General features: G+C 63.8%; 17 protein-coding genes and 1 pseudogene. 5 read left to right on the top strand and 13 right to left on the bottom strand.

What is annotated here, in order from left to right; all coding sequences use genetic code 11:
- Nucleotides 1–328: 328 nt before the first annotated feature.
- From B0G69_RS21805 to B0G69_RS21790, 3 genes are all read right to left on the bottom strand, one after another.
- Nucleotides 329–1,549: a sensor histidine kinase gene (locus tag B0G69_RS21805; protein WP_121320919.1), complete on the bottom strand. Its 1,221-nt coding sequence runs from the start codon at nucleotides 1,547–1,549 to the stop codon at nucleotides 329–331.
- 193 nt (nucleotides 1,550–1,742) lie between these two features.
- The gene (locus tag B0G69_RS21800) at nucleotides 1,743–2,168 is read right to left on the bottom strand and encodes a DUF3830 family protein (protein ID WP_121320917.1); all 426 of its coding nucleotides are present in this window, start codon (nucleotides 2,166–2,168) and stop codon (nucleotides 1,743–1,745) included.
- A 562-nt stretch (nucleotides 2,169–2,730) separates the two neighbouring features.
- Complete coding sequence (locus B0G69_RS21790) at nucleotides 2,731–3,642, bottom strand: AraC family transcriptional regulator (RefSeq protein ID WP_121323810.1); 912 nt, start codon at nucleotides 3,640–3,642, stop codon at nucleotides 2,731–2,733.
- A gap of 195 nt (nucleotides 3,643–3,837) precedes the next feature.
- Between B0G69_RS21790 and B0G69_RS21785 the strand changes: the two genes are divergently transcribed.
- On the top strand, nucleotides 3,838–4,839 hold the full coding sequence (locus B0G69_RS21785) for a LuxR family transcriptional regulator (protein ID WP_121323809.1): 1,002 nt from the start codon (nucleotides 3,838–3,840) through the stop codon (nucleotides 4,837–4,839).
- 14 nt (nucleotides 4,840–4,853) lie between these two features.
- On the opposite strand, the gene B0G69_RS21780 is transcribed toward B0G69_RS21785, so the two are convergent.
- From B0G69_RS21780 to B0G69_RS21765, 5 genes and pseudogenes are all read right to left on the bottom strand, one after another.
- Nucleotides 4,854–5,665, bottom strand: a protein-coding gene (locus B0G69_RS21780) for an IS5 family transposase (RefSeq protein ID WP_121316635.1) whose coding sequence is annotated in 2 segments (ribosomal slippage) — nucleotides 4,854–5,326 and nucleotides 5,326–5,665 — 813 coding nt in all. Because the reading frame shifts where the segments join, the coding sequence is not laid out codon by codon here.
- 186 nt (nucleotides 5,666–5,851) lie between these two features.
- On the bottom strand, nucleotides 5,852–6,013 hold the full coding sequence (locus B0G69_RS41995; RefSeq protein ID WP_241991429.1) for an amidase family protein: 162 nt from the start codon (nucleotides 6,011–6,013) through the stop codon (nucleotides 5,852–5,854).
- Between the two features lie 148 nt (nucleotides 6,014–6,161).
- A pseudogene (locus B0G69_RS41990) lies at nucleotides 6,162–6,674 on the bottom strand (amidase family protein); the annotation flags it as partial.
- Nucleotides 6,675–6,738: 64 nt separating this feature from the next.
- Nucleotides 6,739–7,500 (bottom strand): ABC transporter permease, encoded by a 762-nt coding sequence (locus B0G69_RS21770; protein ID WP_121320911.1) that lies wholly within the window; start codon nucleotides 7,498–7,500, stop codon nucleotides 6,739–6,741.
- Entirely contained in the window at nucleotides 7,497–8,423 is a 927-nt protein-coding gene (locus B0G69_RS21765) for an ABC transporter ATP-binding protein (RefSeq protein ID WP_121320909.1), read from the bottom strand. Before B0G69_RS21765 ends, B0G69_RS21770 begins: the two co-directional genes overlap by 4 nt.
- Before the next feature lie 415 nt (nucleotides 8,424–8,838).
- Between B0G69_RS21765 and B0G69_RS41075 the strand changes: the two genes are divergently transcribed.
- Nucleotides 8,839–9,261 carry a hypothetical protein gene (locus B0G69_RS41075; RefSeq protein ID WP_158608966.1) on the top strand — a complete coding sequence of 141 codons (423 nt, stop codon included), beginning with the start codon at nucleotides 8,839–8,841 and terminating at the stop codon, nucleotides 9,259–9,261.
- A gap of 225 nt (nucleotides 9,262–9,486) precedes the next feature.
- On the opposite strand, the gene B0G69_RS21755 is transcribed toward B0G69_RS41075, so the two are convergent.
- Together B0G69_RS21755 and B0G69_RS21750 are read right to left on the bottom strand one after the other, a co-directional pair.
- Nucleotides 9,487–11,160 (bottom strand): tannase/feruloyl esterase family alpha/beta hydrolase, encoded by a 1,674-nt coding sequence (locus tag B0G69_RS21755; RefSeq protein WP_121320905.1) that lies wholly within the window; start codon nucleotides 11,158–11,160, stop codon nucleotides 9,487–9,489.
- Entirely contained in the window at nucleotides 11,157–12,290 is a 1,134-nt protein-coding gene (locus tag B0G69_RS21750) for an OpgC domain-containing protein (RefSeq protein WP_121320903.1), read from the bottom strand. The genes B0G69_RS21755 and B0G69_RS21750 overlap by 4 nt, the downstream gene beginning before the upstream one ends.
- Nucleotides 12,291–12,888: 598 nt before the next feature.
- Here B0G69_RS21750 and B0G69_RS21740 point away from each other — a divergent pair.
- Nucleotides 12,889–14,049 (top strand): acyltransferase, encoded by a 1,161-nt coding sequence (locus tag B0G69_RS21740; RefSeq protein ID WP_121320899.1) that lies wholly within the window; start codon nucleotides 12,889–12,891, stop codon nucleotides 14,047–14,049.
- A gap of 123 nt (nucleotides 14,050–14,172) precedes the next feature.
- On the top strand, nucleotides 14,173–14,430 hold the full coding sequence (locus tag B0G69_RS21735) for a hypothetical protein (protein WP_121320897.1): 258 nt from the start codon (nucleotides 14,173–14,175) through the stop codon (nucleotides 14,428–14,430).
- A gap of 121 nt (nucleotides 14,431–14,551) precedes the next feature.
- On the opposite strand, the gene B0G69_RS21730 is transcribed toward B0G69_RS21735, so the two are convergent.
- Together B0G69_RS21730 and B0G69_RS21725 are read right to left on the bottom strand one after the other, a co-directional pair.
- Nucleotides 14,552–16,456, bottom strand: a complete 1,905-nt coding sequence (locus tag B0G69_RS21730) for an AAA family ATPase (RefSeq protein ID WP_121320895.1) — start codon at nucleotides 16,454–16,456, stop codon at nucleotides 14,552–14,554.
- Nucleotides 16,457–17,215: 759 nt separating this feature from the next.
- Nucleotides 17,216–17,500 (bottom strand): hypothetical protein, encoded by a 285-nt coding sequence (locus B0G69_RS21725; protein WP_121320893.1) that lies wholly within the window; start codon nucleotides 17,498–17,500, stop codon nucleotides 17,216–17,218.
- 313 nt (nucleotides 17,501–17,813) lie between these two features.
- On the opposite strand from B0G69_RS21725, the gene B0G69_RS21720 reads away from it, so the two are divergent.
- Complete coding sequence (locus tag B0G69_RS21720; RefSeq protein WP_121320891.1) at nucleotides 17,814–18,851, top strand: helix-turn-helix domain-containing protein; 1,038 nt, start codon at nucleotides 17,814–17,816, stop codon at nucleotides 18,849–18,851.
- Nucleotides 18,852–18,854: 3 nt separating this feature from the next.
- Here the strand turns inward: B0G69_RS21720 and B0G69_RS21715 are convergent, their stop codons facing one another.
- The gene (locus B0G69_RS21715) at nucleotides 18,855–20,168 is read right to left on the bottom strand and encodes an MFS transporter (RefSeq protein WP_121320890.1); all 1,314 of its coding nucleotides are present in this window, start codon (nucleotides 20,166–20,168) and stop codon (nucleotides 18,855–18,857) included.
- Nucleotides 20,169–20,371 lie beyond the last annotated feature (203 nt).

The following is a 20,371-nucleotide window of genomic DNA, read 5'->3' as shown; positions in this document are numbered from 1 at the left end:
TTTTCTTACGCCATCCTAAGCAATGAGCCTGAACACGCCATGACTCAGGAATGCAGCGCGCTTCCACTTGGCCGGCAAAAGCGAAGTGGTCAGTGTCTTCGACAGAATCGGATTGGGAAATACGACTACTCTTAAAAGAGAATTTTTTAGCTCAATTAAGAAAAACGGCATAGCGGTACTAGGATGAAAGCTGCCAAATTTCTTAATTTGAGCTTTGTGTTCTTAGGTCGCTTTAGGATGCGCTCTGAATTCGTCTCAGAGTAAAAAGACGGACATAGGTCATCGGACCCGGCACAGGGCAACGGAAGGAAAAGCGCCAGCGACCGCTTCAGGCACCCGCCGCCTGCAAGCGCATCGGAAAGGTGATCTCGAAAATGGTCCCCTCGCCTTCCCGCGAATCGAAACGAATGTCGCCCTCGAGCACCCGGCACAATTCCTTGACGATCGCGAGACCCAGGCCGACGCCCGGAATGTCGTCGTCGGTGGCGCGCTCGAATTCCTTGAACACGCGCTCCCGATCGGACGCGCCGATTCCCACGCCGGTATCCGACACACGCAGACGCCAGTGCTCGCCCTGCGTGGCGATCATCGTCAATTCGATCTGCCCGGCCTTCGTGTATTTCGCCGCGTTGGTCAGCAGGTTGAGCGCGATCTGCTTGAGCTTCAGACGGTTGGACACGACCTGGTCCAGCGTGCCGTCGAACGCGCTCTGAAGGCGCAGCCCTTTCGCTTCGATCACGGGCGCGCACGCGCTCACCAGTTCGTCGAACAGTTCGCGCAGCGCGAAACGCTCCAGCACCAGCGGACTGCTGTCGCCGAGGACGACCGAGTATTCGACCAGTTCATCCACGAGCGCTTTCATGTCGGCGGCCTGGCGGTTCGCCAGCGCAAGCGCCGCGTCGATCCTGGATGGCGCGCGGCTGATCAGTTGCAGCGCCATCGAAAACACATTGAGGAAGTTGCGCAGATCGTGCACGACGCTGCGCGTGATCTGCATGCGCGACTCGTGCAGATCGCCGACCAGCCGCTGCTTGAGCGTCAGTTCGTGATTCGCGCGTTCGAGCCGGCCGGTGTAGTCGTCGATCTTCCGGTCGCGCTCGCTGACGACTTCACGGATCGACGTCAGCGTGACGAAGCTGACGGCTTCGTCGATGAAATGCCGCGCGCGCTCCTCGTGACGCCGCGTGAAAGACGGCCGCGCTTCGCTGAATTCGACGATCGCGCCCGCCAGCATCTGCCGGAACAGATCGAGCTCGCGCACCAGTTCGTCGATCCGGTAGCCCTGCTTCCAGCGCGTTTTGCCGTGCAGGCGTGCGTCGCGCTCGATTGCATCCTCCACGTGGTCGAGGTCCTGGTTCTCCAGCACGCTGCAGATTTCGTCGAGGATGTTGGGGATGTGATCGGCCAGTTGCTCGTAGGTCAGCCGGTCGGATTCGGTCAGGTCGGCATCGCGAAAGACGGCCTTCATCCAGCGTTCGGTCAAATCGACCTGTTGCGAGCGCAACTGGGCGGCGAAGGCAGTCAACGGGGGTACGTGCGAGTCTGTCATCTAGGAGACCTGGTGCCGCAGCGCGGCGAAAAATAGGTGTGCCGCTCGCTGCGCAACGCGACCGCAGGGGCTGCAAACCGCGCTCGCGAGGCAGATCGTGAGCGCTCGGCCGGCCGCTCCCGCGCCTCCAGTATGCGCGATCTGGCGAACAAAAATTAACCAGGGTTTAAGATGGATCGACCGCGCGCCCGTTTCAGATCTTCTCGAACAGCACTTCCTGCGCCCCTTCCCACAGCACCTTGGTGCCGAGTTCGCGCAGTTTGTCGCGGCCTTCGACGATAGTCAGGAAGTGATTGCCCGCCAGCTGCCCCAGCTTGCTCGCGAAGCAGCACGAACCGTACGCGAGGATGATCTCGGTCTCGCTGTAGCCGCCCGGGTAGAACAGGATGTCGCCGACCGACGGGTGGCTCGTGTGGTTCTCGAAGCCCACCGCCACGCCGTCGTTCTCCAGCTTGAAATCACCGAGCGGAACCCAACAGCCTTCGCCGCTCCAGCGCACGTGAATGATCTTCTGGCGATACGGCAGCAGCTTGAGGAACGCGGCCACCGTGTGCGGCGCATCAGGATGGGTTTCGGCGATGAACTCATGGCCGCAGGAGGTGATTCGGAGTCGGGTCATCGCAAGGTATCCGTTGTGAGGGGTTGAACCGGGAGGGTTGGCTGGCGAGGCCGAGCGCGCTCCATTCTGTCGTCCGGTGCAAGGCTTCGACAGATACAGTTGCTTGCGCACCGGTCAGGCCAGTTAGACCTGCAACTGCCACGCCTCGGCCAGCGCGTGGGAAATGCGCACGGCATGGTCATGCCAGGTCTCGCCAGCGTGTCGCCACGAAAGTTCGTAGTTTGCAAGCCACGCAATGCGAAGCACACTGCGCATTGCGCGTGATTCCCTCCAGAGGCTTGGTTCGCATGAACCTCGCTAACGCCTCGCGATGAATCCGCGCGGCTGGCCGTGGGTCGTAGGGCAGCACGTCGTCACCAGCGCGGCGCCGCACGATGAAACCGGTGCAGCGGCGGCAACGGCCAGCGCCGCAGACGAGACATATGACGAGATAAACGCGTCGCGGGCGCCGAACGCGGCCAGGCTTGCCGCCGCCGTCCACCGCCAATGGCCGCCTCAACCCGAGCGGCCGCCTCGCTGAGCGCCGGCCGCGTCCCGCCGCGCTATCCCGCGGTATCTGTACTCAGCCGCGCAGCCGGTAGCCGAGCGGCGTCACGCCATAGCCACGCTTGAACTGCACGGAGAAATGACTGGCGCTCTCGAAACCAACCGCAATCGCAATCTGCAACACGGTCTGATCGGTAGCGCGCAGCTGCCGCGCCGCTTCCTCGAGCCGCAAGCGCGTGACGTACTGATGGGGCGTCTCGCCGGCCTCGCGGCGAAACACTCGCGCAAAATGAAAACTGCTTAGCCCGGCCTGCCCGGCCAGTTCGCCGATGCTCAGATCGGAGGCCAGATTGGCGCGAATGTAGTCGGTCACGCGGCGAATCCGGCGCGGCACCAGCCGTTCGGGCTGTGCCGGCAGCCGGCCGGGAGCGGGACGGCCGCGCGAATAATGCTGCAACAGATGCGCGGCGAGCGCGTGAGCCAGCGCGTCGACGTAGAGACGCGAGTCGGACGGATCGGCGGCAGCGCGATGCAACGCGCCGAGCATCGTGGCGATCAACGGATCGTGAAAACGCATCGCGTCGCCGAGCGACAGTTCGCGCGAGCCGCCGAGTTCCAGCTGTTCGGCGACGCTGTCGATGAGGCCACGCTCGATGTGCAAGTGCACGGTGGACAGCGGCTCGTCGCCGATCGAGCGCCAGCGCCACGAGATCGGCGAGGACGGCACGAACCAGACGTCGCCCACGCGCATGTCGGCGCGCTCCCAGCGTCCGTTCAGATTGCGTTCGAGATGCTCGGCGCCGCTCGCGAGCGTCATCAGCGTGAGGTCCTGCAGGCCCGGCGCTTCGAGCAGTTCCTGCTCGACCGGTTCGAGATAGGAGCGCAAGACGAGGTGACGCCACGGCCGGTCCACGCTCGACACCAGTCTCTGGCCAGCCATGTAGCGGTCGTAGGCGAGCGTCGTTGTCAGCTTCGGAATTCGTGCCATCACATCCATTCCCAAGGAGGTGCCGTATGCAAGGAGAAAGCCCGCCATACCCGCGTTGCCGGTCCGCTGTCAGCGCAAGAGTCAGCGCAAGATCGCGAAAATGATAGCAAGGAACCGGCTACCGTAATTTCTGGAAATAGCTAATCATTCAGGTTGTCGTCTTTCACGCGTTTCGAACGCCGGAGCTACCGTTTCATGGAACACGAATGCGATACGCTGCCGCACTGGCTGGCCGGCCCGCCGCAAGGTGAAGCCGGGCAGGCGTCGGCAGCATACAAGTCAGCGGCTTCCGCACACCCGGCCTACCCGGCCGCCGCGCGGCAAGCCGTGAAATCAGTCCACGCGGCTGAAGCATCGAGAGCATCGTCCCGCGCCGCCAACGCTGCGGCGCCCAATGGCTTTCTCACCCTCTTCACCGAGGAGGAGATCGGCACGCCCCTGCCCGCCGCGCGGCGAGCCGCGCCGTTCATCAGTCCGCTGGGGCGGTTCGGCAGTGCGCAGGACCGCATCGAATTCGTGCGGCGGCGCATCAGGCAGCTTGGCTTCGACTCGTTCAGCTATACGGCCACGCGCACGTCGTCGCATCACAAGACGATGTTCGCGCTGACCAGCTACGAGTCGCAGACCTGGCTCACACGCTACTTCCGCGAGCGCTACTTCGAGCTGGACCCGCGCGTCGCGCTCGCGTCGCCGACCGGCCTGCCGTTTCTATGGAACACCGTCGACATGCGCGCCGATCTGCCGCGCGCGCAAATGCGCAGCGAGCGCCTGGCCGGGCTGATCGACATGCTGGAGGCGACCGGCCGCAAGAGCGGGATTCTCACGCAGATGCCGCTGCCCGAGCCGGAGCTGAGCGCGAGCCTGTGCTTCAACTCGGAGGTCGGCAACCCGCGCTGGATGACCGAATCGATCGTCGCCGAAACGTTGATGTTCGCGCACTCGATTCACGAGTTCATCTGGACGCATGCGAAGACCGTGATCGGCATTGCGCCCGCGCAACAGCAGCGCGTCGCGTTGAGCGAGTTGCAGCACGCGGTGCTGAAGGCGGTGGTGCAGGGTCAGCGGGATAAGGAAATCGCCTATTTCCTCGGATTGTCGCCGCATAACGTCGACTATCACCTGCGCCGGTTGCGGCAGTTGTTCAACGTGCGTAATCGCGTGCAGTTGATCAACGTCGCGCAGGCGTATGTGTCTTAGAGGCTGTTGCGAAATTAGTTAAACACCGGTTTGAGACGCGTCCAGCAAATCAAGGCACAAGCGAGAGACAGGAAGGCCTCGTGAACATGAGCATGGCGTTCGTAGCGAATCTTCAGGCGTCGAAACGAGTGAAGCCATGCAATCGAACGCTCGACTGGCCAACGCGTTTTGCCCAGACCACTGCCGTGAGGCGAACCGATTTTTGCGAGCACCGGCGTGATGCCGCGTTCCCGCAAGCGCTGCCGATGAGGCTCGGAACTGTAGCCTCGGTCGCCCTGAACGATTTGTGGTTTATGCAGGGGACGCCCCCGCTTGCCCCGAATGTGCGGAATGGCCTCGACCAACGAATCAAGCTGGGTAATGTCGTGGCGGTTTGCGCCGGTCAGGATGACCGCGAGCGGGATGCCTTGCGCGTCGACGATGAGGTGGTGTTTGCTCCCGAGCTTGCGCCGGTCCGTGGGATTCGGGCCGGTTTTTTTCCCGCCAGCACGGCACGAATCGATGAGCTGTCCACGAGCGCTCGGGACAAATCGATTTCGCCACGACGACGCAATTCGGCCAGCAGCGTTTCGTGGATGCGTTGCCAGACGCCTGCTTCCTGCCATGCGACGAGCCGTCGCCAGCAGGCAGTGCCTGAGCCGCACCCCATCTCCTGCGGCAGCAGATTCCACGCGATGCCTGAGCGTAGTACGAACACGATGCCCGTCAGCACAGCGCGGTCGGGTGTCGGCTTGCGCCCCGCATATTGTCGATTGCGAGGTGCTCGCGCAGGCAGAAGTGGTTCGATAAGTGACCACAGTTCGTCGTCTATGAGTTCTTTAGGCATCGCTTCCTGTCAGGCAAAACAAGACAGAAAGTTAACACCAAGTCAGAAAAGTTAACAGACCAGAAAATTAATTTCGCAACAGCCTCTTAGTGGACTGCTAACGGCGTGGCGGCGAATGCCGCCACGCCGTTATCTCGTTCGGGCAGCAGGCGGCATGAGCCTCTCGCCTGCCCGTCCGCTGAACGCTCAGCGGACTTCCGGCTTACCGGTCGCCCACGTACCGATGATCTCCTCGATCGCGCGTGCCGCCGACAGCAACGCCGCCTCACCACGCACCTTGCCGACGATCTGTATCCCCACCGGCAGACCGCTCGCGCTCATCCCGCACGGAATCGCAATGACCGGCATGCCGGTGAGCGTCAACGCATAGGTGATCGCAAGCCAGTCGATGTAGGTGTCGACGCCGCGGGCTGCGCGCCTGCGCAAGAAACGAATGCACCACGCCGCAAAATGCCGACGGCGTGCGCAGCGATCCTGCCAGATCGGAACCCTGCGCGACCCAGGCGGTGCCCGACGCCAACGCGGCCGCCGCGCCGCCCGACGACCCGCCCGCCGAGCGCGACAGGTCCCACGGATTGCGCGTGATGCCGAACACGCTGTTGTACGTATGACCGGCCGAGCCGAACTCCGGCGTATTCGATTTCGCATAGACCACGCCGCCGTGCGCTTCGAGGAGCGTCACGCCGGCGTCGGAGCTAGCGGGAACCCGCTCGCGATAAACCAGCGAGCCGCGCGTGGTGCGCACGCCCGCGACATCGGTCAGATCCTTGATCGGCACCGGCAGGCCGCATAGCAGGCCGCGCTCGGCCACCGGCTTTTTCAGCAGCGCATCGGCATGTGCGTGCGCGCGCTCGAAACACAGCGTGGGCAGCGCATTGACCCGCGGCTCGACACGCGCCACCTGCGCAGCCAGCGTGTCGAGCAGATCATGCGGACTCACCGCTTCCTCGCGCAGCAACTCGACGACATCGCACGCGCTGCGCTCAATCAGACTCAAATCGACGGACATGGTGGCTATCGGCTCCGTGGTGGAAGTGCCGGCCAGTTTCGCACGCCACGTCGAATAGCGTCGATCAGCTCTTGAGCCGGTAGCCGGTCTTGAAGATCCAATGGACGATCACGAGGAACACCAGGAGAAACAGCACCGTCATGCCGAGGCTCAACTCGACGTTCACATCGGCGAGACCGAAGAAGCTCCAGCGAAAACCGCTGACCAGATAGACAATCGGATTGAACAGCGTCACGACGCGCCAGAACGGCGGCAGAATGTTGACCGAATAAAAGGTGCCGCCAAGGAAGGTCAGCGGCGTGACGATCAGCAACGGCACGATCTGCAGTTTCTCGAAGCCATCCGCCCATATGCCGATGATGAACCCAAGCAGACTGAACGTGACCGCCGTCAGCACCAGAAACAGCACCATCCATAACGGGTGCTGGATTTGCAACGGCACGAACAGTCCCGCGGTCGCGAGAATGATCAGGCCGAGCAGGATCGACTTGGTGGCCGCCGCGCCCACATAGCTCACGACGATCTCCAGATACGACACCGGCGCCGACAATAACTCGTAGATCGTGCCGGTAAAACGCGGGAAGTAAATCCCGAACGATGCGTTCGAAATGCTTTGCGACAACAGCGACAGCATGATCAGCCCCGGCACGATGAACGCGCCGTAACTGATGCCGTCCACTTCCTTGATGCGCGAGCCGATGGCCGAGCCGAACACGACAAAATAAAGCGAAGTCGAAATCACCGGCGCGATGATGCTTTGCATCAGCGTGCGCCAGGTGCGCGCCATCTCGAACTTGTAGATCGCGCGCATCGCGTAGATATTCATTGGTCACCTCGGAGCAGACTGACAAAGATGTCTTCGAGCGAACTCTGCGTGGTATGCAGGTCCTTGAAGCGGATGCCGGCGTCATCGAGCGCTTTGAGCAGCGCGATGATGTCGGTGCGGCCGCCCTCGCCTTCGTATGTGTAGATCAGTTCGTTGCCGTCTTTCGCGACCGCCAGCGCGTAACTGGCCAGCGACGCCGGCACGTGCGCGAGCGGGCGCTCCAGTTGCAGCGTCAGCTGCTTCTTGCCGAGCTTGCGCATCAGTTCCGTTTTCTCTTCGACCAGCATGATCTCGCCCGCGTTGATCACGCCGATGCGGTCGGCCATCTCCTCCGCTTCGTCGATGTAGTGCGTGGTGAGGATGATCGTCACGCCGCTTTCAGCGAGCGAGCGCACCAGCTTCCACATGTCGCGCCGCAACTCGACGTCCACGCCGGCGGTCGGTTCGTCGAGGAACAGCACGCGCGGTTCGTGCGAAAGCGCCTTGGCGATCAGCACGCGCCGCTTCATGCCGCCCGACAGCGTGATGATCTTGCTGTCACGCTTTTCCCATAGCGACAGGTCGCGCAACACCTTCTCGATGTAGGTGGGGTTCTTCGGCTTGCCAAACAGCCCGCGGCTAAACGAGACGGTCGCCCAGACGGTTTCGAACGAGTCGGTGGTCAACTCCTGCGGCACGAGGCCGATCAGCGAACGCGCGCCGCGATAGTCCGTCGCGATGTCGCGGCCGTCCACCGTTACACTGCCTTCGCTTGCGTTGACGATGCCGCAGATGATGCTGATGAGGGTCGTTTTGCCCGCGCCGTTCGGCCCGAGCAAGGCAAAAATTTCTCCGCGGTCGATGGCCAGGTTGATGTTTTTGAGTGCGTGAAAACCGCTGGCATAGGTTTTCGACAGATTCGTGACCGAGACGATTGGCTGCATGGATTCGAGGATGGCAGACACCGTGATGGGATTGGAAGGAGCGGTGCATATATTCGACCGCACCCGCAATGTAATGGAAAGTGCGAAAGCGTGCAGCGCGCCGGGTGGCGGCGTCGCACAAGCGTGTGGCCATGGTGGCGTTCCATGCCGTGCGACGAAGCAGCCTGGCGAGGCCGAGCCGCCACTTCGCTGCACTGCAAAATAGTTCGGGTTCCGTATTGATCTGGCGAGAGCGGTCCTGGATCGAGCGCTTCGCGCGGGCACGCGGCATGCGCGTAGCGCGGCCCAAAAAAGAATCGACCAGCGTGTCGCGGTTTGGTCTTTCGCACGCACACTGAGGCACACCGCTTGCGGCAGTTCATTCATGTAAGCGAGAACGCTTGCGTGATATCAACCCGATTCTCTGGAGGTAATCATGAAACCCATGACCAGGACGATTTTCGCTTCGGTGCTCGTGATGGCACTGTCGGGCGGCGCCTACGCGCAAGCGGGGGGCGGTGGCGGCGCGGGTGGCGGAGCGGGCGGCGGCGCAGGGGCCGGTGCAGGCGGCGGTAACGGCATGGGCGCCGGCGGCGGCACCACGGGCGGCGCGGGCGGGACTGCCACACCCGGCGTCGGCCCAGGCTCGATGAAGAACCCGAACAATTCGGGCTATGGCTCGCCGGGCGTGACCGGCACCGGCGGCGGAGTCGGCACCGGCACGGGTGCAACGCCCAATAGCCCGTCGACGAACCGCTCGAATAGTGACATGAACAACGGTATGAACCAGGGCACGCGCAGCGGCACCGGCACGAACGACATGAACAGTGGCGGCGGCACGATGCAGAAAAGCCAGTAAGCCATGGCCGAAGCGGTAGCGAGGCAGCGCAACCGCGTTGGTCACCCGCTCACTTCGAACAGGCGACGACGCCGATGGTGGCGCCGTCGCCTTTCTGTTTTCTGCGGCAAGCTTGCGGCGACCCGAGGGCATCGGGCCGACGTGTCAGCCTTTCAACCCAACGGCAGGTTTTGCAAAGCACTCTATCCGGCCGCAGCCTGCACGCCGCAACAGCCTGCAGCCCTCTCATCTCAAGGCACACTCGAAGCTGTCCGCAAGATTCACATTGCCTTTGCCGAGGTAGCGCGGAAACAGCGGATAGCGGCACAAAGGCCGTGAGCGTCCATTGGTCGCCGCGGCGATGTCGGTCGCCGTCAAGGTCTCGGGAGGCAACCCGCGTGTCACCCAATTGTCGAGCGCGCTCAGCAGATCCACCGACGGCACGAACACGCCGCTGCCGTGCTGAAAACCCGGCACCATGTACAGCCGCATGAAACCATCGACCTGCCCGGCGCCGAATCGATCGATCAGCGCCTCGCGATACGCGATCGTCTGATTTGGGCTGATGACTTCGTCGGCGAGGCCTTGCACGGTGATCAGCTTGCCGCCGCGCGCGATGTAGCGCGACAGGTCGGGGTTCATCGCGCCGATCGTCTGCGAGAGCGCAACAAGTTGCGCGCGATATTTTCCGGGCCGCTGCGGGTCGAATCCGAGCGGGTCGAAGTCCGCGTCCCGCGCCACGAAATAGCGGACAAAGCCGTCGCCCTGCGCGAACAGATAACCGTTGGCATAGAACGTCGGCACCGGCAAGCGCTCCGGCTGATGCGCGAGCCCGAGCAGCCCGGTCAGACGCGTGCCCTGAAAAACGTTGTAGCCGCGATAGCCCGTGACGTCCCACGCCAGCCGGTAGGGCAACGACAGGCCATCGCGCATCACCAGCAAGGTGGCGAGTTGCGCGTCCGTCAGGCATTCATCGGATGCGTGCGCGGACCGCGCGCAATGCAGCGAATCGACGATCTCCGCCTCATGCTCGCGACAGCCGGCGACATCGCTGACGATACCGTCCGCCGCGCCGTCGAGCCGGTCGCAGACGTCGAGCGTGCGTTGATAAACGCGTTCGAGCAAGGGCGGCGGAACGAAGCCGCCGGGCGTCGCGTACTCCGCGCGGCCGAGCTTCACGCCGAGCAGGCGCACGCCGGAGAAATTGAGCGCAGGCGAATTGGCGATCACGCCGTCGTAGTCGTCGGGAAAGCGCTGCAACACGGTGTAGCCTTCGCGCCCGCCGGTCGAACCGCCCGCAAAATACATGCGCTGCGGCGGCCGGTCGTAAGCGCGCGCGATCAACGCGAGCGCGACATCGTGGGTCTTCTTCAGATGCGCATAGCCGAAATTCGTCACCGCTTCATCGACGAGGCCGAACACCGCGAGCGACGAATCGCCGACATGCCCCGAGTCGTCGCCGAACGTCGCATAGCCTTGCGCGAGCGGCGCGCGATCCGGCGAAAACGGCATCACGCCGGTGCCGCTCACCACCACGCCGTTGTAGCCGCCGCCGCCGATCTGCAGCGCGCGGCCGTTCCAGCGGCGCGGCAGATTCAGATCGAAACGGATATCGGGCGTGCTCGCCTTGAGCCCCTTGATACGCCCGGTGATGCGGCAATACTCGCCGCCCTGCTGATTGCCGGGCGCGGTCGCGCGCACCATGGCCGCGGATTCGATCTGTGCGCCGGCAGTCGGCAACGCAATCAGTTCAGGAGACAGCACGGCGCCCGCGAATTCCGCGCAACGCATCGCGAGCGGCTCGCCGGAGGGCGAGGCACATACCGCTCGCGCCGCGAGCGAAAGCAGCGCGCCGGCGACGACCCCGACAGCCGTGCGCACATTCGCTCTGCGACGCCGACCGCGCCACCGCACCGTCATCCGTAACCTGCGCCATTGGCGGGCGCACCCGACTGCTGCCCTTTCCAGTCGCTCCAGCCGCGCGCGATCATCAGCACGGCGCCGATCGCGACGAGATCGCCGCCAAACCCGATCAACACGCCGCGAAAGCCATGAAACGTATGCGGCGTGGCGGTGTCGACGATCAACGACACCAGCGTGCCAGTGACGAAACACACGAGTCCGGTGCGCCCGACCGTCACCACCGCGGGCAGCCGCCGCGCGAGCCGCGCGATGCTGCCCGTGCGCACGAGCTGCGCGGCAAGCCAGGCGATGACGATGAAGTTGATCACACGATCCACGGAGAGGTTCTGTTTAAACGTGCCGGGCAACGGTTGCGTCAGCACGAAGAGTTTGACGATGGCGAACGCCAGCACCGCGACCACCGCGGCGCAGGTGAACCAGCGCGCAGTGCGGCTTGCGTGAAAGCACTCGCTGATAGGCTGCACTCGGCACAGCATGCCGAGCACGAACATCAGTTGCCATGCAAACGGATTAAAAGCCCAGTCGGCCATGTCGTCAATGCTGAATAACGCGGCCAGCGGGCGGGCGAAGGCCCAGATCGCCACGCTCAGACCGAGCGCGATCCACGGCGCTCGGCGCGCGAGCGGCACCGCGAACGGCACGCACAGCGCAAACATCACGTACATTGGCAACACGCTCGACAGATACGGTTGACGCCGCAGCACCGCGATATCGAACGCCGCGCGCAGCGGCTGATCCGCGAACGGCGTCCAGCCGCTCAGCTCGACCATCGGCGGATTCAGATGCAGCAGTGCGAGGATCGCGCCGGACACGAGCGTCAACATCGCCGTCAACAGATAGGCGCGATAGATTTCCCAGCAGCGTCTGACGAAGCGCATTTTCGCCGCGCTCTCCCCGCGGCCTGCGAGCACCGCTGTATACGCCGCAGCCGACGCATAGCCGCCGAGGAACACGAACACTTCCGCGGAGTCGCACAACGCGTACGCATGCAACATCAGGTGCGACAACGTGCTGCCTGGAATGTGGTCCAGCACGATGACGATCAGCACGAGGCCGCGAAAGAAATCCACTTCGATGGAGCGCCCCCTTGCGGGACTTGCTTCGGAACTGCCGCGACGAATGTTCATTCAGGCTCTCGGGGAATGGCGCGAGCGACGCGCCGGGAAAAGCGGCCATGAGCAATGATCCATGAGTGATCCATGAGCCGCCGTCGTTCGTAGGAACACCATGACAATAATTCGTTCCGGCGGGCTTCGTGCGCGCTGCCAACGCGCGCTGACAACCGGCCTTTAATTGCGTTGCTCAAGACGGCAATCTGAAATCGCGCTGTCGGCGTGCGGTAATACTGAGGCATCGCGTCTTCGATTCGCGGCAAGTTTTGCGGGTTTCGCGCGCAACACGTGCGTATGACCGGTCATGACCGCGGAAAAAAAATCGCCGAACGCGCGCTACGATTTTTTTCGTTTTTTTTCATCGTACGATGGTTGCACGCTTGCCCGCCGGCGCTCGCGCGCGTCAGTTGCGCGATGCCCTCTTCCGGCGGCGGCCACTCATGTGGACCGGACACGTTGCCAGCCGAACCTCGAACGGCCGGCTCGCCAGGCGTCATGACGACGCCCTCTTTTCGCCGCGGCCAGGCTTCGCCATCGCCGGGCACACCGGTCCTTCCACTACCGCCCTGAACGGCTGCGCGCCGCGCACGCCTTCGCTCTGGAAGACAACCACATGAACAACAGAATTGCCGGCTTCGACGGATTGCGCGCCATCGCAGTGCTGATGGTATTTTTTCAGCACCGGCTCTTCGGCAACATCGGCGAGATCGGGCATCTCGGTGTATGGATCTTCTTCGCGCTGAGCGGCTTTCTGATCATCGGCATTCTTTCCACGCAACGCGTGCGCATCGAAGCAGGTGCCAGCCGGTTCGGCGCCGAACTCAGGCGCTTTCTGTTTCGCCGGACCCTACGCATCTTTCCGATCTACTACCTGATGCTGGTGGTGATGTCCGTACTGATGGCGTTCGGTCTCGCGAGCCCCGAACTCGCGAGCGGCATGCCGTTTCATTTCGCGTACCTGTCGAACTTCTGGATCGGTTCGGTGTTGCGTTACTGGCCGGGGCGCTACTCGCATTTGTGGAGTCTCGCGATCGAGGAGCAGTTTTATCTCGTGGTGGCGCCGCTGTTGCTGCTGGTTGCCGTGCGCCGGCATCGCGCGGTGTGCTGGACGATCGTCGTGCTCGGACTGATTTCCCTGCTGGCGATGCGCGCCGCGCAGTGGGACGAGATCACGATCTACACGCATCCGTTGACCAACTTCTGGCTGCTGGCATTGGGTGGGATCGGCGGTCTGATGATCGCCCGCGAGCAAAGCGCCCTGCGGGCCTGGCTCGGACGCGGCATGACGCTGTTCGCTTTGAGTCTCGCCCTCGTGGGCTTGTGCGCGACCGAGCCGAGGTGGAGCGAACTGGACAACCCGATGTTATTCACCGTCATCAGCGCGGTGTACGGCGTGTGCATCGCGGCGCTGGTCAGCTCGATTGCGTGCTGCCGCAATGCGGTTGTCATCGGTATGCTCGAAACGGGCTGGCTGGTGAGGTTCGGGCGCATCAGCTATGGCTTTTACCTCTATCACAATCTGATTCCGGATCTGAGCCGCAACCATCACGCCGTGGCGTTTTTCGGCGGCACGGTGCCGATGTGGGCGCACGCGGCGGGCATTGCAGCGTCGTTTGCGATCTCGCTGGCGATAGCGGTGCTGTCCTGGCGGCTGATCGAGGAGCCGATTCTCCGGTTGAAGATGCGGCACAAGTCTCCTGCGCAGGCGGCGCGCCGGGTTGCCGCGCAGCCACCCGCTGCGTTGAAGCCCCTCAATGAGCGCGCGCCACGCTAGGACAGCACTGCCTCCGACGCTGCGTGAGCACTCGCCCTGCGTAGAGCGCTACGTCGAGACGTCAAAGGGGTCGTGGAACGCGGCTTGCGGCATATCGTTCAATCTCATCAACCGGAGAACGTCGTGGCAAACACCCCCAATGTTCCGAACGAGCATGACGAGCACGAGCGGCGGGCCGACGAAGACCCGGGCAGCCCGCCCACCGAAGTGTCCAAACCGATTGGAGATGCAATTCCGACGCCGGTCGAACCGGGCCTGGATCAGCCATTGCCGCACAAAGGCGAGGACCCTGTGCCGGAAAAAGATGAAGGCGACGGCACCCCGTTAGGCGATACCGACACGCCGGGCGTGCCTGAACCCGGACCGTCCGACTTCGCGTAGCGAGCGGCGACGCTCGAAAGACCAAGTCCAAGGCAGCGAGCGCGCAGCCGTAAAGGGTGTACAGGTCCGCGCTTGCGCGCCCGTTGACATTGAAGCCGGGTTCAGCAGGCCGCGTTCACGCTCAAGCCGCGGCCGGCTCGTGCACGATCTTGAGCGTGCTCTTGTGTTCCTTGATCAACCGGTAGACCGTTTCGCCCGGGACGGTTTCATGCTCCAGCAGTTCGTCGGCGATCGCGCGCAGCACCGGTTCGTACGCATGCAGCAGGTTGTAGCAAAGCTCGTTCAATTCCTTGAGCAGCACGTTCGCATGCTCGATCGCGCTCTTCATCTGCAAGCCCGCGTACTGCGACGGCAGCGCCGCGAGGCTGAACAGATCGCCGTCGCTGTTGAAGCCGAACTTCGACACCATGTCGAGGCCGATCCGCGACGCCTCCTGCAAATCCGATGCGGCGCCGCTCGATGCTTCGGAGAACGTCAGAATTTCCGCGTTACGCCCGCCGAGCAGCACCTGGATCTCGTTGCGGATTTCGGTCTCACGGTACAGATGCTTGTCCTGCGCCTTGGTGATGAGCGCGACGCCCAACGCGCCGCCGCGGGGCAGAATCGTCACCTCTTCCAGCACGCCGGTGCCTAGCAGCGCGGCAACCAGTCCATGTCCCGCTTCATGCACCGCGATGCGCGTGCGTTCGTCTTCGCTGAGCGCGCGCTCGGCGCCGCTCACGTCGCCGATACGCGCAATCTTGATCGCTTCCATGAAATGCTTCGCGGCGATTTCCGTATCGCCGGCTTTGCGCGCGACGAGCCCCGCCTGGTTCACCACCATCGCGACCGTGGCCGGCGACAGGCCCGTGGTCAGCCGCGCCAGTTGGTCGTAGTCGATATCCGCGGACTTCGACTTCAGCTTATCCGCGTAGAAGCGGAAAATCTTCGCGCGGTCTTCGCGATCGGGCAAACGAACCTGCACGGTGCGATCGAACCGGCCCGGCCGGCGCAACGCCTCGTCGAGATTGTCGGGATGGTTGGTCGCAGCGACGATGATGACCCCTTCGTTCGACGCGAAGCCGTCCATTTCCGCCAGCAACTGATTGATGATCCGGTTGCTCTCGGCTTCGACGGGGCCGCCGCCGGTATCCGTGCGTTTCGCGAGACCGTCTGCTTCGTCGATGAAGATCACCGTGGGCGCGTTCTTGCGCGCCAGTTCGAACAGATGCTTGACCTTCTGGATGCCGACGCCGTAGTACTTCGCGCTGAAGTAGCTGCCGGTAATCGAAATGAAGCTCGCGCCGCACTCGCCGGCCAGCGCCTGCGCGAGCCGCGTCTTGCCGACGCCCGGGCCGCCCACCATCAGAATGCCGCACGGCGCGCGCACGCCCATCGACGTGAACTGCTTCGGGTCGGACAGATAGCCGCGAATGTCGGCGAGCGCGGCTTTCGCTTCACCCGCGCCGATCACGTCGTCGAAGCGCAGCGCGGGCGTTTCGCTGAGCAGCTTCGCCCCGCCCTTCATTTCGCGCCGCATGAACCACACCATGCCGCCGATCAGCAACAGCGGCAACAGCACGCTGATGGCGTCGCGCACGTGGTCCAACGCCTGCGTCAGGCGCGCGCCGTCGGTGCGGATGTCCGCATCGGGCAGCCACACGAGTTGATACGGCGTCGCCTCGGCGGATTTGGGTTCGCCGAGCAGCAACGCGTGCGAGAACGTCGCGTTGTGGTCGGTGACGAAATATTTCGCGCCGTCACGGGTCGACACGAGGATCGCGCTGGGGCTCACGCCGATCGCGGCCACCCTCGCGTCGTGAATATCGCGCAGCATCTCCGACGCGTCTTTCTCTTCGTGCGTCCATGCGGACGGGTCGTGGCGCATCTGGCTCGCCACGCCGGTCAGCGCCGGCGCCGTCTGCGCCGCGCGCTGTCGGGAATGCCAGAAGCCCAACGCGAGCAATACCGCGATGAGCACCGCCATCACCGCGACGGTGATCTTGCGTGTGCGTCGTTTCCCAAGCGAATTGTTTCCCGGCTTCATAAGTGACTTCCAAAAACGGGCTCGAAAGGCAAGCCCCAATACTTGTCAAAATCAGGGAGGTGGAGAGTGGCGGGGAAAATCGGCTGAAGCGATAAACACCGCGCGTGCGTGGAAGAAAGAGAGCCAGGTATGCGTCTCTTTTGCCGCCTTGACCAGCGACAGTATGTCGTGGGATTGCGTCTTCCAAATCACGGAAAAGTCCTGTTTCTGCCGTCATTCCGGCGTTTTACGTCGCCGGAATGAACGAAACGGGGCGAAGATTTGAGAGGATTACCGCACTGCTCCGGCGCACAGTTTATCAGCGTTAAATTAACTGCGTGGTTTGAATAGCTATATTTAACCGCACCCTAATTAAAGCGGTCAGAATTACTTTCGCCCGAGTTTTTTAAATGCCCGTTAAAATAAACGGCAGGCCATGATGCCCCGTTTTCCTTTACGCGAGGGCACCGGCCTATTGCGAACGATACTCACGAGACGAAGCCCGGCGCGGCGCGCCTTCGAGCGGCAAACAGCGGAGGGTAAATTTATTGACGTCGACGGTACGCCCCGCGACCAGGCCACCCGGCGAAACCGCATGGATTCACGCGGCCAGTTGTCTTGCAGGTCAGGGCAGATGAGCGACGAGCCTCTCTGGGCCCGTTCGCATCATCGCCACTTTCTCTCAGGTCCTACGATTTTAATGATCGACGCTGGCCCGCATCGATAGGTTTCTCCTCCGCTTTGCTACCCCGGCCCTCGCACTCCATCCCTTAAGCCGGCTCAGGCGGCCGTACGCCGCTTCAGCCCGGTCCGCGCTTCGCTCGCCAGCCTTTCCAGCAGCCTCGCGCTCCGCTGTCGCTGGCTCGCAATCAGTTCATGCGTCTCTTCGAGCGCCCGGACGCGTTTTTCCCAATACTCGTGGTCGAATCCATATTGCAATTGCGCCGCGCCCCCGCGCGTGACGTACTCGACCATGTTCTCGATATGTTCCAACTGGCTGTCCACCAGATTGGCCGGACGCCGCCCGCCGCGTTGCGCGGTCGCTTGCTTGATCGTGCCGCTCATCGTTCATACCCCGTGTCTTGCCTGCTGGCAAAGCGTGGACCTCGCCGCCCATTGCGCCGTACCCGACGGGCCGGCGCTTGTCTGCGCAGTTGCGATTCCGGTGCGGGGCGTCAGCCAGCCAATCTGCGGCGCCGTCGGCGAAACCGACCTGCAATCTAATCGTGCGACGATATCGCAGCTTTTTTGTTACGCTTTACCATCCGTCTCAATATTTGACGCTCGGCGCGAGAAATATTCGTTGACCGGCTACTTGCCGCCGTCCCGTCGCCGGAACCGCTGTTAACCGTCGTTAGCTGGCCGCCCCCGCCGATTCATGAACCATCGTTCACTGCCGCCCCACCTCGCCGCGGCTGCCGCCGCCGATTCTCGCTCGATCATTTCGACGAGCCGTTTCAGCACGCGCGGGCTCGCGCCAGACGAGCAATTCCTCGCCTGGCGTCAGCGCGTGGGGCACGTGGTCGACGCGCCGCCGTCGAAGGAGCAGCTCACGCGGGGCTTTCGCGGTGAAATCGACCTCTATGCGGTCGGCGGAATGGTGTTGACGGACTGCCGCACCGATTCGATGTTGCTGGAACGCTCGGTGGCGCGCGTGTCCACCGACACGCGGCGCGATTACGTATTCCAGCTCTTTCTCGACGGAGAAGTCGGCCACGTGACGGGCATGCGCAAGAAGCGCAGCGATCCGGGCTCGGTGCAGGGCATCGTCGCGTTCGATCTGAACCAGCCGTTTCGCGCCGAACGCCCCGAGAGCCGTCTACTCAGCCTGTTCGTGCCGGCCGCGCTCATCGACGAGGGCTGGCGCGACGGCGCCGGGATTCACGGCCGCATCGTCCAGAAGGAGGCGCCGCTGGCGGGCGTCGTGCTCGATCATCTCGCGGCGGTCGCCCGCGAAATCCCCTCGCTCGAACCGGCCGCCGCCATCGAAGCGCTGCACACCGGCGCGCAGTTGCTGGTCGCGGCGTTTCGTAAGGCGGCGCATCTGAGCGGCACGGATCGTGCCGCGCTGCAGGCCGCGTTGATGGGACGGGTGCGCCGTCACGTCGAAGCCAACCTGCATCAGCCCGACCTCACGCCGACCAGCGTGGTCGCGGCGCTGCAACTGAAACGCGCGACGATCTACCGCTGGTTCGAGCATGAAGGCGGCCTCGGCGCCTATATCCGCCATCGCCGGTTGCGGGAAGCAGCGGACGAACTGGTCCGGTTTCCGCATCGGCATGTCGTGGAAATTGCCTACGGACTCGGTTTCAACAGCGCGTCCGATTTCACCCGCGCGTTTCGCCGCGCCTTCGACATGAGCCCGCAGGACATGCGCGTGCGCGCGCTGGACCTGCAGCGTCATCAGCCGGCGTAGCGCTCAGGCGGATGGCCGGGCCGCGCGGCTGTCGGCGCAGGCGAGGGGCGCCGCCTGCGCCGGAAACGATTTCAGCGCGATCAGCGTCAACACGGTCGCGCCCATCAGATACCAGGCCGGAATCATCGGATCGCCCGTGCGCTCGATCAGCCATGTGACGAGAAACGGCGAAAAGCCGCCGAACAGAACCACGCCGACGCTGTAAATCAGCGACAGCCCGGCCGCGCGCCGCTGCGCCGGGAACGCCTCCATCATCAGCACCGAACCCGCCCCCGCGTTGTTGACGGCCAGCGCCACGTAGGCGGTGATGATGACGAGCGCGGCGAGGTCGCCCGCGCCGTGGGTCAGTGCACGGAACGCGAGCCACGCCACCAGCAGCGACGCCCACAGCGACGCGTACTGCAAGGTCTTGCGGCTCGCGAACCGGTCGGCCGCGCGTGCGACCAGCGGCGTCACCACGAGAATCACGAGGCCCGACAGGCAGGCCGTCAGCAAACTGATCGCCGGCGGCCGATGCAGCGTACGAACGAGGTAGGCCGGCATGTAGAACACGGTGATGTAGATACTCACCGACGGCGCAGCCATCATCAGCATGCCGCAGACGAGTGCTCGCGGGTGCTCCGCGAACAGCCGCCGCGGGTCGAGCCGCACGCGCTGGCGCGGCGCGGCCGCCGGCATGCGGCGTCGCAGATACCAGCCGACCGGGCCGATCAGGCCGCCCAGCACGAACGGGACGCGCCACCCCCAGTCGAGCATCGCCGCGGGCGACAGCAACGCCGTGGTGCTCGCGCCGACCAGCGCGGCGGCGAACGCGGCCGCGCCCTGGCTCGCGCCGCGCCAGCTCACCATGAAGCAGCGCTGCCGGTCACCCGCCGACTCCATCAGCGAGGCCGATGCGGGACCGATCTCGCCGCCCGCCGCGAGTCCCTGCATCAGCCGCGCGAGCACCATCAGCACGGTCGCCGCCGGACCGATCGACGCATAGCCCGGCAGGCACGCGATCAGCCACGTGCCGAGCGTCATCAGTGCGAGCGATACTGTGAGGCCGGCCTTGCGGCCGCGGCTGTCGGCGATGTGGCCGATCATCAGCGCGCCGAGTGGGCGCATCATGAAGCCCGCGCCGAAAGTGGCGAGCGACAGCAACAGCGACGCCGCGGGACTGCTCGACGGGAAGAACAGCTTGCCGATGATCACGGCCGAGAAGCTATAGACGGTGAAGTCATACGCAACGAAGCCGTTGCCGATCACGATCGCGATGATGATGCGCCCGAGTTCGGCGCGGGATGGCGGGGCCTGGATGCCGGCGGCGGTGTGCATGAGTGGCGGTCGGGGGGGGCGTTGAGGGTTAAAGGAAAAGGCGTGGCAAAGGGGGGCGCGACGGGTCTCGCTTTCGGTCTCCCGTCGTTTCCTGTCATTAACGGCCCGCCATCGCGCAACTTGATGAGCGAGCGGCGGTGTCGCCTTCAACACGATCCCATGCCGGAATTCAAGCGCGAGACCTGGGCGCATCGGCGCGCGTG

Source organism: Paraburkholderia sp. RAU2J, assembly GCF_003634845.1.
GTDB lineage: Bacteria > Pseudomonadota > Gammaproteobacteria > Burkholderiales > Burkholderiaceae > Paraburkholderia > Paraburkholderia fynbosensis.
The sequence above is the reverse complement of the archived record's forward strand: the minus strand, read 5'-3'. Positions and strand labels throughout refer to the sequence as shown.